Genomic DNA, 13356 nt, shown 5'->3' on the forward strand with positions numbered 1-13356 from the left:
CTTTGAGCGTTTCGCGTTCGCGCAATGACAGGTAGTCTGCCAACGCAAGCGACAACCCGCAACAGCTTCCCCCGACAGGAAACGAACACGATGTCCCCGACCGATCTCCAGCAATACCTCTACGATCACATTCCGCTGTCGAAGGCGATGCAGGTGTCGGCAGACAGCGTGACACCGGACGCCGTTGTGCTGCGCGCCCCACTCGCCCCGAACATCAACCATCGGGAAACCGTCTTCGGCGGCAGCGCCTCGGCCGTGGCGATTCTCGCCGCGTGGTCGCTGTTGCACACGCGACTGCGTGGCGAGGGCATCGAATGCCGCCTGGTCATCCAGCGCAACACGATGGAATACGAGTTGCCGATCTCGGGAGAATTCACGGCGACATCCGCGCTGGAACACCCTGACCAATGGCCGAAGTTCCTGCGCGTGTTCTCGCGCATGGGCAAGGCACGAGTCTCGGTCGTATCGATGCTGGAATACGACGGACAGCGTGTCGGGCACCTTGTCGGCGAGTTCGTCGCCCTCAGTCCGGTGACTTCATAAGGCGCCAGAACGTCGTGCGGCTGATGCCGAGTGCACGGGCCGCGGCCGCACGATTGCCCCCCGCCGCCTGCAAGGCCGCTTGCGCCGCCTCGTAGGTGACGGCTTCACACGGTGCCACGACTTCTGCATGTTCGGGCGACGGCGTGTGCATCGCGCCAGCCGTATTCAATCGAAGCAATTCGGGGAACACCTCGTGCAGCGACGCTGCGTGTTCCGAGAGATCGTGATCGAGATAGATCGCCGCGCGTGCGAGCAAATTCTCTAGCTCGCGCACATTCCCCGGCCAGTCATAGTTTGCAAAGAGTGGCGCCAGCACCGCGAGAATTTGCCCGGTGGCGCGGGCATTCAATCCGTATTGCGCCGCGCTTCGCGCGAGCAACGTTTCGGCGAGCAGCGCAATATCCGCTCGGCGCTCTCGCAGGGCGGGCAATTCGATCTGCAAGAGGTTCAAGCGGAAATAGAGGTCCGCGCGAAAACGCCCCTGCGCGACAAGCTCGTGCAGATTGCGGTGCGTTGCGGCGATCACGCGCACGTCGATGGGCACCGGCCGGCCTGAGCCCAGCCGCATGACTTCGCGTTCCTGCAACACACGCAGCAAGCGGCTCTGCAACGCGGCGGGCATCTCACCGATTTCGTCCAGAAAGATCGTGCCGGTGTGCGCGATCTCGAAAAGCCCCGCTTTGCCGCCACGCCGCGCGCCCGTGAAGGCGCCTTCGTCGTGGCCGAACAATTCGCTTTCGATCAGCCCTTCCGGTAGCGCCGCACAGTTGAACGCCACGAACGGGTTACCGCGCCGTGCGCTCGCGTTGTGGATACCTTGCGCGACCAATTCCTTGCCCGTGCCGCTCTCGCCGGTCAGCAACACCGTCGCGTCATGCGCTGCGCCCGCGCGTGCGAGACGCCGCACCTTGGCGATCAATGGCGAATCGCCGACCAGTTCATCGAGTTCGTGTTTCGCGACGAGATGTCGTGGGCGTTGCGTCGTTCGCAGCGACCGGTCGATGCGCTGCGCCATCTGCGCGTCCTGCACGGTGACCACGGCACCCGAGCGCAGACCGTGTTCCGAAATCGGAACGCAACTCACGATGAACGCGCGACCGTCGATATGTTCCAGACGTTCTTCGATGGCAACACCATTCGCCGACAACTCGCGCAGCATCGGTCCGAGCTTGCGCGAGAGTTCGAACTGTTGCGCGCCTTGCGTCGCGACGCGTTCCGCCTCGATGCCCAGCAACGCGAACATCGCCGGGTTGACGGCTTCCAGTTGGCCGTTGTCGTCGAAGGCGGCCACGCCATCGCGCATGTGCGCCACGATGGTGTTCAGGCGCATGCGCTTCGACTCTTTCTCGCGGCTCACGCGGGCGAGTTCGACCGATCGCTCGAAAGCCTCTTCCACGGCGCCGAGCGAGTAGAGAAACACGTGCTCGAGCCCGGCCTCCTGCGCGAAGTCGCAGGCCATGCCCGGGCCGATGATGACCTTGCAGCCCTCCGCCGCCAGCGTGTCGACGACGTGGTGGACCTCGTCAATGGACCGATACGCGCGCTGGTGCAATTGAATCTTCAGCAACTCACCCAGATCGTCCAGCTCCCGTGAAACGGCCTCGTGCAGCACGAGACCCACCGGCTGATCGGGCCACGTCGTGGTGGCGCGGGTGATCGCGCTGAGCACGTCGAAACCGTTGACCTTGACCGTCACCACCGGCACCGACAGGTTCTCGCGCAGATAGGCGCCGTTTGAACCAGCAGCGAGCACTACGTCCACCGCCCCCGATTCCACATACGACTGCAAGGCCGTGACGGCGGCGCCGTAGCCCTCGCGCACCGAGTAGAAACGGGCACGGTCGGTGTAGCGCGGCGCGACGGTCTCGCACAGGGTCTGCAAGCGGCTGATGCTCACCAAGGCGATGCCGGGACGGCGGGCACGGGGATCGGCGTGGGCATGCGATGACGAAGGGAGCGCCGCGTGGCGCGACGGCTCGGGGCCGGTAAAGCGGGGGGGCATGACGTTGTCTCCGTAAGGCTCGTGAAACGTTTCATCAAGTGTTTCAGGTGTTCCATGAAACGTTTCAAATCTTGTGCAGGCATTCTGCCACATCCGCAGAAAACGTACCGCGCACCGTAAGTGACTGTTTTGGCTGGGGTTGGCGGCGCATTCTCAAGTCCGGCGGGGGCTGGCACGCGGCTTGCGCAATGTCTTTCCAATGCATCCATTCAATCACTCCGGAGACACTGCCATGACCACCGCGACTGCCCAACGCCGTGCCGAATTCCGCCGTAAGGTCGAAGCCCGTCAAGGGTTGCTCGTGCCGGGCGCCTTCAACGCGCTGTCGGCACGTGTGATCGAAGACGCTGGCTTCGAAGCGCTCTATCTCACGGGTGCCGGCGTGACCAACATGTCGCTCGGCCTGCCCGACCTCGCTTTCGTGGGGCTGGCCGAAATGGCCGAGCACACCGCCCGCGTACGCGACGCCGTGTCGCTGCCGATCATCGTCGACGCCGACACGGGCTTCGGCAATGCGCTCAACGTGCGACACACGGTGCGGGTGCTTGAGCGCAGCGGTGCCGATGCGATTCAGTTCGAAGATCAGGTGCTGCCCAAGAAGTGCGGCCACTTCAACGGCAAGGCCGTGATCGGTGCCGACGAGATGGTCGGCAAGATCCGTGCGGCGGTCGACGCACGCGAAGACGGCAATCTGCAAATCATTGCGCGTACCGACGCCGCTGCGGTCGAGGGCATGGAAGCCGCCATCGAGCGCGGCCGCCGTTTCATCGAAGCGGGCGCGGACATTCTCTTCATCGAAGCCACCGAGACGCTGGCCGACATCGAGCGCCTGCCGGCGCTGTTCGATCGTCCGCAACTGATCAACATCGTGATCGGCGGCAAGACGCCGACCCAATCGCAGCCGCGTCTGGCCGAACTCGGCTACGGCATCGTCCTTTACGCCAACGCCGCGCTGCAAAGCGCCGTCCTCGGCATGCAGAAGGCGCTCGGCACGTTGCGCGACAGCGGTCGTCTGGACGAAGACCCGACGCTGGTCGTGCCGTTTGCCGAGCGTCAGCGACTGGTCAATAAGCCGTTCTACGACGCGCTCGACAAAAAATACGGCACCAGCAACTGAAGTCGCACCGCATCACAGCGACGCCGCCCCCTGCCGGTGTCGCTTGTTTTTCCCGCCATACAAAATAAGTAATTAAGTCACGGAGACAGATTTTGACGCCCCCCTCGGATTCATTCGCCGCTCGTCCTTCCACCGCACCGACCCCCGCCCCTGCCACCGCCACGCCGGCACGCGCCCCGGTCAAGATCGGTTCCATCGTCGGCGGCCTCGCGGGCAACCTGATCGAGTGGTACGACTTTCTGGCGTACAGCATTTTCTCGATCTACTTCGCGAAAGCGTTTTTCCCGGGCGACAACCCGACCGTCCAACTGATGAACACCGCTGCCATCGCGGCAGTGGGCTACGTGGCACGCCCGCTGGGTAGCTGGCTGATCGGGCTGTATGCCGACCGGCGCGGCCGCAAGTCGGCGCTCACCGGCTCGGTGCTCGCGATGAGCGTCGGCTCACTGATGATTGCGCTCACGCCGGGCTACGCGACGATCGGCATCTTCGCGCCGATCGTGCTCATCGCCGCCCGGCTGCTGCAAGGGCTGTCGATGGGCGGCGAGTACGGCACGAGCGCCACCTATCTGAGCGAGGTCGCGCCCGAGCATCGCAAGGGCTTCTATCTCGGCTTCCTGCAAGTGAGCGTGGTCGCGGGGCAACTCGTCGCGCTCGGGCTGATGCTGCTGATGCAGCGGGTGTTGCTCACGGCCGAGCAGATCGAGCATTGGGGCTGGCGCATTCCGTTCGTGATCGGCGGCGTGCTGGCGATGTTTGCGCTGTACATGCGCCGCAACGTGACGGAGAGCGAGGCGTTTGTCCACAGCGCGAAGCATCGCGAGGCGTCCGTCACGCGCGAGGTGCTGCAACACTGGCGGCAGATTCTGCTCGCTATCGGCATCACGATCGGCGGCACGGTGGCGTTCTACACGTTCACCGTGTACATGCAGAAGTTTCTGGTGAACTCGGTCGGCTTGTCGAAAGAGTCGTCGACGTTTGTCTCGACCATCGCACTGCTGCTCTACATGCCGCTGCAACCGCTGTTCGGGCTGCTCTCGGATATCGTCGGCCGCCGGCCTGTGCTGATCATCTTCGGCGTGAGCACGACGCTCTTCTCCGTGCCGCTGTTCACCGCGCTGAGCCACACGAAGGACCCGCTGGTCGCATTCGCCCTGTCGTTTGCCGGACTGGTGATGCTCTCGGGGTTCACGTCGGTGCACATGCTGGCGAAGACCGAGTTGTTCCCGCCGCGTATTCGTGCCCTGGCCGTGGGCTTCCCGTATGCGCTTACGACGGCAATTCTCGGTGGCACGACGGAGTTTGTCGCGTTGCGCTTCAAGGCAAGCGGTCATGAATCGTATTTCTACTGGTACGTGACGATTTGCGCGGCCATCTCGCTGATCGTCTACCTGAAGATGCCTGAAACGCGCGGTCGCAAATTCGACTGACGCATGTTGTGCCAGATTCATGCATCAGTTGAATTGACTTTGCGCTGACGGCTCGATACGATTGAGTCCAATTTCGAACGCCCTCCCGGTCCGCCGGGGGGGCGTTTCTTTTTGGTTTCCGGCGTTCGTCATTGGCGAATCCCCGCTTGAGTGCGCCGGAAGATATGACATCCAAAAGGAAACTTCGAAATGAATCTCTCCTCCTCCGCATCGACTGCCTCGACGGCAACCCAACTGGGCTTCACGCAATTCGGCACCGGCCCGGAGCGCGTACTGGTTCTGCACGACTGGCTGGGCGACCACACCAACTACGACGCCGTGCTGCCGTATCTCGACGGCAATGCCTTCACCTATGCGTTTGTCGATTTGCGCGGCTATGGACGGTCCCAGCACCTGACGGGTGACTATTCCATCGTCGAAATTGCGCGGGATTGCCTCGGCGTAGCGGATGCCCTCGGCTGGCACCGGTTTCACGTGCTGGGCCATTCGATGACTGGCATGGCGACGCAACGCCTCGCCGCCAATGCACCAGACCGCATCAAGAGTGCAGTCGCCGTGTGTCCGATCTCCGCCGCGGGAAACCGGTTGCCGCCGGAGGCCGCCGCATTCTTCGCCGCGACGTGCGAGAACGACGATGCGTTTCGGCGTCTGGTCAAGTTCGTGACGGGGGGATTGTCGGACGTCTGGGCGGACCGCAAGCTACGCCAGAACCGTGACGGCGTGGCATCGGCATGTCGCCCCCGGTACCTTGAGACGATGACGACCACGGACTTCGTCGACGACGTGCGCGGCCTTGAGACGCCGTTTCTGGTGATCGTGGGCGAGAAGGATCCGGGGCTGGGTGCCGAGGCGATGCAATCGACCTTCCTTGCCTGGCATCCGAATGCACAGTTGGCGGCGATACCGAATTGCGGCCACTACCCGATGCAGGAATGCCCGCCGTACTTCGCGATGCTGGTGGAGAACTTTCTGAGGCAGCACGCAGGCTGATCGGACTTCGGGGGGAGAGAGACGGGGGGTGTGTCGGAACTGCTGGTGCCCAGGGCGGGACTCGAACCCGCATGCCTTTCGGCGCTACCCCCTCAAGATAGTGCGTCTACCAATTTCGCCACCTGGGCAGGGGAGCGCGATTGTAACGGGAAAATTTATTTTTGTGAATGCCTGACGCCGCAGAAGTCGAGTTTTCTACGGCAGTGCGTGCAGGGTCAATCGATCGCCTGATACGCGGAGTGGGCCCGCGACAGCGTCATGCGCGACATCGGTCAACCAGCGTTTTCCCGTGGTGTTTCCAAGGATTTTTCACAACGCGCGTGTGCATATTCACAGTGTGACGTGACGCTACGCAACTGACACTCATCGTGTGCCAAATTGAATTCCGCCTGCGACAGACGTTTCCTTCTTGCGGGCCTATTGGTAATCACTTGGAGATAATGCGATGAATGAATCAAACAGCATCGATCTGGTAACCACCGCAGCGGACATCAGAAAGGTGTCAGGCATCCTTGGCGTAAATATTAATGTTGACGCTGACGGAAAGAATTTGGAGGCGTTAGGGCCGCAGGCGCTCAGTAAGTTAGGGGAGGTGGTCACCGGGCTTGGAAAGGTAGAAGATCACGGTCCTGGATTTGGGCTGGTCATCGGAAAAATGAAACAAATTGAGACGCTGACTAGTGACCTGTATAAATTTTTTTCTGCACAGAAAAATCCAGATGTGTCGGAAGAAATCAGAAAGAAGTTTCTGGAAGATGTTCGATCGGATATTGAAGAATTCGGAAGCTCAGGGAAGTCAGAATTTCGTGTGATTAACCATGAAGGACATCGTGGTTATACGGCAACAATCACCTACAGTTTCACTTACAAATCCGGCGAACCGTCCTTAGGCGCGAGAAGTTTCGTCATGAGCCCCAGTGGGGAAATAATTGCTGAGACGTTCAAAGACGACGATCTGAAGAGTTTCAATAACTTGGCGGATTTCCGAAACTACCTGCTCAAGGATTCCGATGAATCGGCGGTTTCTCCGTTGCTTAGGGCCGTAAATCTTCTCGGTGAACTCTCCAAAAATGTTGATAAAAAAATATCAGTCGTTGCGGATGGAGGCGAATTGAAGCAATTGGGTGGAGGCACAATCAGAAGGCTAAATACAATGCTCAATTGCCTCAGGGGAATTAATCGCTATGGCGAAAACTTCAAAGAATTTTTTGCTGGTTCTATTAATGTTGTCAGATTAGTTTCAAGTATCAATAATATATATTTGACTTCCGGTGATGATCGAATGAAAGCGATAGGAGTCGCCAAATCGCTAATCGATGAAAAGAGCCCCCATAGCTACCTTGGTTCGCGCATGTTCAGAATGGGCAATGAGACTGACTCTCCCATAGTGCACATCAATGCCTACCAAGGGGATGGTGATGTGTATCTGAAAGGCAGCTTGCAGCAGTTTTGCGACGGAAAGTGGTCGGAAATAAAGGGATATTCCGAAGCTCAGATTCTCGCGTTGGGCAGCCCGGAGGCATTCGCAAAAATGGCATTTGAAGGCCTGTCTAGTTGTGATCGGCCGCAAACGGTCGCTGGTTTGAGCGACGCACGGATAGCGATTGCCGGCGACGTGCTGCCGCCCGTTCGCACCCACTGTGACGATGATCGATCAAAGCCTGATGTCCGGCTCAACGATTCTGATCCAAGCGTCAGCCCGTTCGCCTCGTTGCCATCCACCGGGCAGTCCAGACTCGGACAACTTGTGCAATCGCTGACCAGCTTCGGCGCGCAGCAGGACGGCATCGACCGGACCACGGCTCGCGTCCTCCCCCTCTCAATGGCATCGCTGTCGCTGGCAACGCCCAACTAACGCGGGGTCGTCTTGCATGCGCTTGCCGATCGCGTCTGAGGGTCGGCAAGTGAGCCATGGATCAGTCGAGATATTCACGCGACTCGGTTCGACAGAGTCCTCTCGTCTGCCGTGACGCCATCAAGATAGCGGTGCGGCGCACCTTCCCGATCGAACGAGTGAATTCCCACCGATCTTCCGGGGATTCGTCACATCGTGATAGCGGTGAATCAAAGGTCTTGATGACCTCACGTAGGGTAGGCGGACTCATCGAGACAAGTCATACCTCACCGCATCGTCATGGGGATCGACGCGTATCAATGAGCGACAACGTGGTCGGGGCATTTGCTGTCGCCGGCGTGACGCGACCGCACTGACTGCATTCCGCTTCGCTAGCCTCAACGCTATGCCATCGCCATGAACCGCGCATTTCTGCTGCCGCTCGTAACAACGTTCTACCTGATTTCGCCCGTGGCGAACGCGTTCGACCTTCTCGACGCCGTGCGCGCCTCGCGCGAATACAACGCAGGCTTTGCCGCCGCGCGCGCCGATTTTGCCGCCAGCGGCGAACAATTCGATCAAGGACTGGCGCAAATCCTGCCGCGTGTTGAAGTCGAAGGCCGGTTCGACAGAGACCGTGACAGCACTTTGCACGGCCGGGAGATTCGCAACCAGACCCTCGACATCGAGATTCGCCAGCCACTCTTCGACATGGCGCGCTTCGCGGGCTTTCAGAAAGGCCGCGAACTCACCGCCCTCGGCGTGAGCACGTTCGCCGGCAGCGAACAGCAACTGATGCTTGAGTGCGCGCGCGCATTCTTCGACATTCTCGTGGCGCGCGACAAGGATGCCGCCGCCAATGCGAGTCGTGACGCTCTCGACGTACAGCTCGCGAACGTCGCGGAAGAAGTGGGACTGGGTCTCTCGGCAAAGCTCGATCAGGATGAGGCACAAGCCGCCTTGGACGAAGCGCGGGCCAATGTTCTTGTGGCGGAGAACGAGTGGGAACTCGCAAACCGTGTATTTGAACGACTCACGGGCCTGAAGCCGGGGGGTATCACGGCCCACTTTGGCGAGCGCTTTGCACAGGCGGGCGCGCTGGCGACGCTGGACGCCTATGTGCAAACCGCCGATACCGACAGCAACGACCTGCGGCAGAAGTCGATCGAGCTCGACGTCGCGCTGACCCATATCAACGAGGCCACAGGCCGCTTCCTGCCGGTGGTCGAACTCTTCGCTCGTCACCGCTCCAGCGACAGCACCCCGGTCTACGCCGATACGGCACGCTTGCGACGCGACAACGTCATCGGTGTGAGCGTGACGATCCCGCTATTTGCCGGCGGCATGCATGCGTCTCAAGTGCGCGAAGCGCGGTACCAAGCCGATGGTGCACAGGCAAGACTCGACGACACCCGCATCAAGGTGCGCGAGAGCGTGATCAAGGCCTTTCTTGGCGTGAAAAGCGGCATTCAGCAAGTGCGCGCGCGGCTGGCACAACGGTTGTCGACACAAAACAAGGTGGGCGCCACGCGGCTCGGACGCGACGTGGGCCTGCGCAGCAATCTCGATCTTCTGCGTGCCGAGAAAGAGCACTTCGAAGCGCGCACCGGTCTTGCGGAAGCGTTTCACGCGTACTACATGTCGCGCTTGATGCTCGCGTACGCCACCGGGCACCTCGACGACAGCGTGCTCGGTGATCTCAACTCAACGCTGATGACAGAGGGAGCCTGACCCGGTATGCAAGTACATCTAGCGCCACAGACAGTGAATGCCGACATGGCCGCCCGTGACAGTGCTGTCGAGAGTGTCGTCATTCTGCTGAGCTTCTTCCGTCTGCCGGCCAATGCGGCGCAACTTCACCGTGAATTGGCGGGCGACCACATCGACGCGGCGCAACTGGTGCGATTGCTGCGACGCCTGGGCTTAAAGTCGCAGCAGGTACGCGTTTTGCCGGCGCGGCTCGACAAGACACCGTTGCCTGCCATTGCCGTCATGCGCGACGGAACGTTCATGCTGTTGGGCAAGATCGCCGAAGGTCTGGCGGTAGTGCAGGACAGTCGCAGCGGTCAGGTCCACGCCCTGCCGCTTGCCGAATTCGAGGCACAGAGCACGGGCGACCTGGTGCTCGCCACACGGCGCGCAGCGCCACTCGGCGCGGGCGGTAAGTTCGACATCGCGTGGTTCTTGCCGGCGTTCATGAAGTACAGACGACTGATCGGTGAAGTGCTGCTGATCTCGCTGTTTCTGCAATTGTTCGCGCTGATCTCGCCGTTGTTCTTTCAGGTGGTGATGGACAAGGTACTCGTGCACCAGAGCATGAGCACGCTCAAGGTGCTAGTGATCGGGCTGGTGACTGTCTCGATGTTCGAAGTCGTGATGGGGGGCCTGCGCACGTACGTGTTCTCGCACACCGCCAATCGCATCGATGTGGAACTTGGCGCGAAGCTGTTCAGGCACCTGCTGGCATTGCCGATTGCGTACTTTCAGTCGCGTCGCACCGGCGAGACGGTTGCCCGCATCCGTGAGCTCGACAGCATTCGCGAATTCATCACAAGCTCTGCGCTCACGCTGGTGATGGATTTGCTGTTTACCGTGGTGTTTCTCGCGATCATGGCGTTCTATAGCCCGTGGCTCACGATGATCGTGTTGATCTCTCTGCCATGCTACGCATTGATCGCCGTGTTCGTCACGCCTGTCCTGCGTGCGCGCGTCGAAGAGAAATTCCGGCGCGGCGCCGAGTCGCAGTCGTTTCTGGTGGAGTCGGTCAGTGGCATCGAAACGCTCAAATCGATGTCGGTCCAGCCGCAGACGCAGAGCCGTTGGGAAACCCTGCTTGCGGCGTACGTGCGGGCGAGCTTTCGTACGGCCAATCTCGGCAATATTGCGGGTCAGATGGTGCAACTGGTCTCGAAGCTGTGCAGCGCCACCCTGCTGTATCTCGGTGCCATGAAAGTCATTGGCGGTGAGTTGACCGTGGGCCAATTGGTGGCGTTCAACATGTTCGCCAATCACGTCACTGCGCCCGTGTTGCGCCTCTCGCAACTCTGGAACGACTTCCAGCAGGCGCGCATTTCGGTCGATCGTCTGGGCGACATTCTGAACAGTCCCACCGAGCCGGGGTACAACCCGGGGCGGGCCATGATGGCGTCGATTCAGGGTGACGTGACTTTCGAGGGCGTGGCGTTTCGCTATCGGCCCGACAAGCCTGAAGTGCTGCATGGCGTCACGCTCGCCATTCGGGCTGGGCAGACCGTCGGCATCGTCGGCCCTTCGGGTTCTGGCAAAAGCACACTGACCAAACTCGTGCAGCGTCTGTACGTGCCCTCGGCGGGGCGCGTGGTGATCGACGGCGTTGATCTCGCGATGGTCGACACACACTGGCTACGCACACAAATCGGCGTGGTGCTTCAGGAGAACCTGCTGTTCAACCGCTCCGTGCGCGAGAACATCGCCATGGCAGACCCCGCGATGCCAATGGAGCGGGTGATCGACGCGGCGAAGCTGGCCGGCGCTCATGAATTCATTCTCGGGATGTCGCACGGCTATGACACATCGATCGAGGAACGCGGTGTGAATCTGTCGGGGGGGCAGCGGCAACGCATCGCCATCGCCCGTGCACTCGTGACCAACCCGCGCATCCTGATTCTCGACGAAGCCACCAGCGCGCTCGACTACGAGTCGGAGAGCATCATTCAGCAGAACATGCGGGCCATCTGTGCCGGCCGTACGGTGCTGATCATTGCGCACCGGCTGTCGACGGTGCGCAGCGCCGATCGCATCATCACCATCGAGTCGGGCGCCGTGGTCGAAGACGGCACGCATGATGAACTGGTTGCGCGGGGCGGCCGCTATGCGCGCCTGTGCAGCATTCAGGCCGGAGAGATCACGTCATGACGTCGCAGCAACGCGTGAAGCTTGTGTGGGAGCGCCTGAGGACACGCTGGCAGCAGGTACCTTCGCACGAGCGTGAATTCTTGCCGGCAGAACTGGAGATTCTCGAAACACCGGCGTCTCCTGCCGGCCGAAAAGTGGCGCTGCTGATCATGGCGCTGTTCGTTATGGCGTTGGTCTGGTCGATCATGGGGCGCGTCGACATGAACGCCGTCGCGCAGGGCAAAGTGGTGCCGCTGGGGGGGACGCAGTCGATTCAGCCGTTCGAGATCGGCATTGTGCGCAAGATTCTGGTCGACGACGGTCAGCAGGTGAAAAAGGGCGACCTGCTGGTCGTGCTCGATAGCGTGGAGGAGCACGTCGACCTGATGCAACTTGAGCGGCAACTGACCACGGCGCAGCTCGATGCGGGGCAGTTGCAGGCGTTCCTCGCCACGTTGGAGGGGCACGCCAGCGCGTCGGCATGGGAGGCGGGCACGGGCAATGCCGTGCAGGTGGAACGTGCGCGCAGTCTGCTGGCGTCGCGTCAGTCCATCTACCGCGCCAAGGTCGCATCGGTGGCGGCGCAACGCGCGGAAGACGACGCGATGCTGGCTGCCAGCGCCAGCGAAATCGAGCGGCTGAAGGTGCGGCGCGAAGTCTTGGCGAGCAAAGAGAGCGCGCTCAGGACATTGCTCGAACACAACGGTGTGGCGCGTTTGAAATGGCTCGAAGCCGAGCAGGAACTTGCGGAGAACGACCAAACCCTGAACGCCGAGCGTCAGCGCAGCCGGCAGCATCGTGCAACGCTCTTGCGTCTGGGCGAGGATCTCAATCAGGCGCGCGCCGAATTTCGTCGAGAGGCGTTGACCGAACTGACGAAAGCCAACGATCAGATTCGCGAGGCGCAGTTGAGTATCGATCGATATCGGCAACGCGAGCAGTGCCGGTTTTTGCGGGCACCCGTAGACGGCACCGTTCAACAACGCGCTATTCACACCGTCGGCGGTGTGGTGCAACCGGCGCAGACGCTCATGGTTGTGGTGCCTCACGATGTGCCGATGGCGGTAGAGGCTAAGGTGCTCAATCAGGACGCGGGTTTCGTCAAACCGGGGCAGGCGGTCACGCTGAAGATCGAGGCGTATTCGTACACCAAGTACGGCACATTGACCGGCACGGTCGAGCACGTGTCTCAAGATGCCGTCAACGATGAAAAACTCGGCCCGGTGTATATGGCACGCATCCGATTGCCACGCGACTCGGTGAGTCATAGCGGACGTACCTTGCACATTCAGACGGGCATGGCAGTCACGGCGGAGATCAAGACGGACGAGCGCCGCGTGATCGACTATCTGCTCTCGCCGATCAAGGAAGTGACGTCGGAATCGTTCGGGGAGCGATAGACGGGCGGGACGAACGTCTGGACCAATGCGGAGATTTCGCCACCTTTGGCCAAGGCTTATTCACATCACGGTTGTGACGTTTCACGGATCTGCATCGGTTTGGATGCCCCCCTCCGGATCTCTGCCAAATTGAAACCGGCCCGCACTCGACACCTCGAACCGCGGAC

Annotated in this window: 9 protein-coding genes and 1 tRNA gene; 8 read left to right on the forward strand and 2 right to left on the reverse strand. The window is 60.9% G+C overall.

Annotated features, from left to right (window positions below; translation table 11 throughout):
* Positions 1-90 precede the first annotated feature (90 nt).
* Positions 91-543 (forward strand): YiiD C-terminal domain-containing protein, encoded by a 453-nt coding sequence (locus tag AT302_RS00140; protein WP_058376662.1) that lies wholly within the window; start codon positions 91-93, stop codon positions 541-543.
* On the opposite strand, the gene prpR is transcribed toward AT302_RS00140, so the two are convergent.
* Positions 524-2545 carry a propionate catabolism operon regulatory protein PrpR gene (gene prpR / locus AT302_RS00145; RefSeq protein ID WP_084655943.1) on the reverse strand — a complete coding sequence of 674 codons (2022 nt, stop codon included), beginning with the start codon at positions 2543-2545 and terminating at the stop codon, positions 524-526. The genes AT302_RS00140 and prpR overlap by 20 nt on opposite strands.
* Positions 2546-2777: 232 nt before the next feature.
* Here prpR and AT302_RS00150 point away from each other — a divergent pair, with 232 nt between their 5' ends.
* From AT302_RS00150 to AT302_RS00160, 3 genes are all read left to right on the forward strand, one after another.
* Positions 2778-3662, forward strand: a complete 885-nt coding sequence (locus AT302_RS00150) for an isocitrate lyase/PEP mutase family protein (RefSeq protein WP_058376663.1) — start codon at positions 2778-2780, stop codon at positions 3660-3662.
* A gap of 92 nt (positions 3663-3754) precedes the next feature.
* Positions 3755-5092: an MFS transporter gene (locus AT302_RS00155; RefSeq protein ID WP_157125642.1), complete on the forward strand. Its 1338-nt coding sequence runs from the start codon at positions 3755-3757 to the stop codon at positions 5090-5092.
* Between the two features lie 189 nt (positions 5093-5281).
* Complete coding sequence (locus tag AT302_RS00160; protein ID WP_058376664.1) at positions 5282-6082, forward strand: alpha/beta fold hydrolase; 801 nt, start codon at positions 5282-5284, stop codon at positions 6080-6082.
* A gap of 43 nt (positions 6083-6125) precedes the next feature.
* Here the strand turns inward: AT302_RS00160 and AT302_RS00165 are convergent.
* A tRNA-Leu gene (locus tag AT302_RS00165) sits at positions 6126-6210 on the reverse strand.
* 317 nt (positions 6211-6527) lie between these two features.
* Between AT302_RS00165 and AT302_RS00170 the strand changes: the two genes are divergently transcribed.
* The 4 genes from AT302_RS00170 to AT302_RS00185 all read left to right on the forward strand — a co-directional run bounded on the left by AT302_RS00170 (position 6528) and on the right by AT302_RS00185 (position 13189).
* Positions 6528-7937 carry a hypothetical protein gene (locus tag AT302_RS00170; protein WP_058376665.1) on the forward strand — a complete coding sequence of 470 codons (1410 nt, stop codon included), beginning with the start codon at positions 6528-6530 and terminating at the stop codon, positions 7935-7937.
* 396 nt (positions 7938-8333) lie between these two features.
* Positions 8334-9647, forward strand: a complete 1314-nt coding sequence (locus AT302_RS00175) for a TolC family outer membrane protein (RefSeq protein ID WP_058376666.1) — start codon at positions 8334-8336, stop codon at positions 9645-9647.
* Positions 9648-9653: 6 nt separating this feature from the next.
* Complete coding sequence (locus tag AT302_RS00180; protein WP_218918980.1) at positions 9654-11810, forward strand: type I secretion system permease/ATPase; 2157 nt, start codon at positions 9654-9656, stop codon at positions 11808-11810.
* Entirely contained in the window at positions 11807-13189 is a 1383-nt protein-coding gene (locus AT302_RS00185; RefSeq protein WP_058376668.1) for an HlyD family type I secretion periplasmic adaptor subunit, read from the forward strand. Before AT302_RS00180 ends, AT302_RS00185 begins: the two co-directional genes overlap by 4 nt.
* Positions 13190-13356 lie beyond the last annotated feature (167 nt).

The organism is Pandoraea norimbergensis, assembly GCF_001465545.3.
Classification (GTDB): domain Bacteria; phylum Pseudomonadota; class Gammaproteobacteria; order Burkholderiales; family Burkholderiaceae; genus Pandoraea; species Pandoraea norimbergensis.

Excerpts from the sequence above, each read along its gene's own strand:
- AT302_RS00185 (WP_058376668.1), top strand. The coding sequence starts at position 11,807 with ATGACGTCGCAGCAACGCGTGAAGCTTGTGTGGGAGCGCCTGAGGACA.
- AT302_RS00150 (WP_058376663.1), top strand. The coding sequence starts at position 2,778 with ATGACCACCGCGACTGCCCAACGCCGTGCCGAATTCCGCCGTAAGGTC.
- AT302_RS00170 (WP_058376665.1), top strand. The coding sequence starts at position 6,528 with ATGAATGAATCAAACAGCATCGATCTGGTAACCACCGCAGCGGACATC.
- AT302_RS00140 (WP_058376662.1), top strand. The coding sequence starts at position 91 with ATGTCCCCGACCGATCTCCAGCAATACCTCTACGATCACATTCCGCTG.
- AT302_RS00175 (WP_058376666.1), top strand. The coding sequence starts at position 8,334 with ATGAACCGCGCATTTCTGCTGCCGCTCGTAACAACGTTCTACCTGATT.
- AT302_RS00160 (WP_058376664.1), top strand. The coding sequence starts at position 5,282 with ATGAATCTCTCCTCCTCCGCATCGACTGCCTCGACGGCAACCCAACTG.
- AT302_RS00180 (WP_218918980.1), top strand. The coding sequence starts at position 9,654 with ATGCAAGTACATCTAGCGCCACAGACAGTGAATGCCGACATGGCCGCC.
- prpR (WP_084655943.1), bottom strand. The coding sequence starts at position 2,545 with ATGCCCCCCCGCTTTACCGGCCCCGAGCCGTCGCGCCACGCGGCGCTC.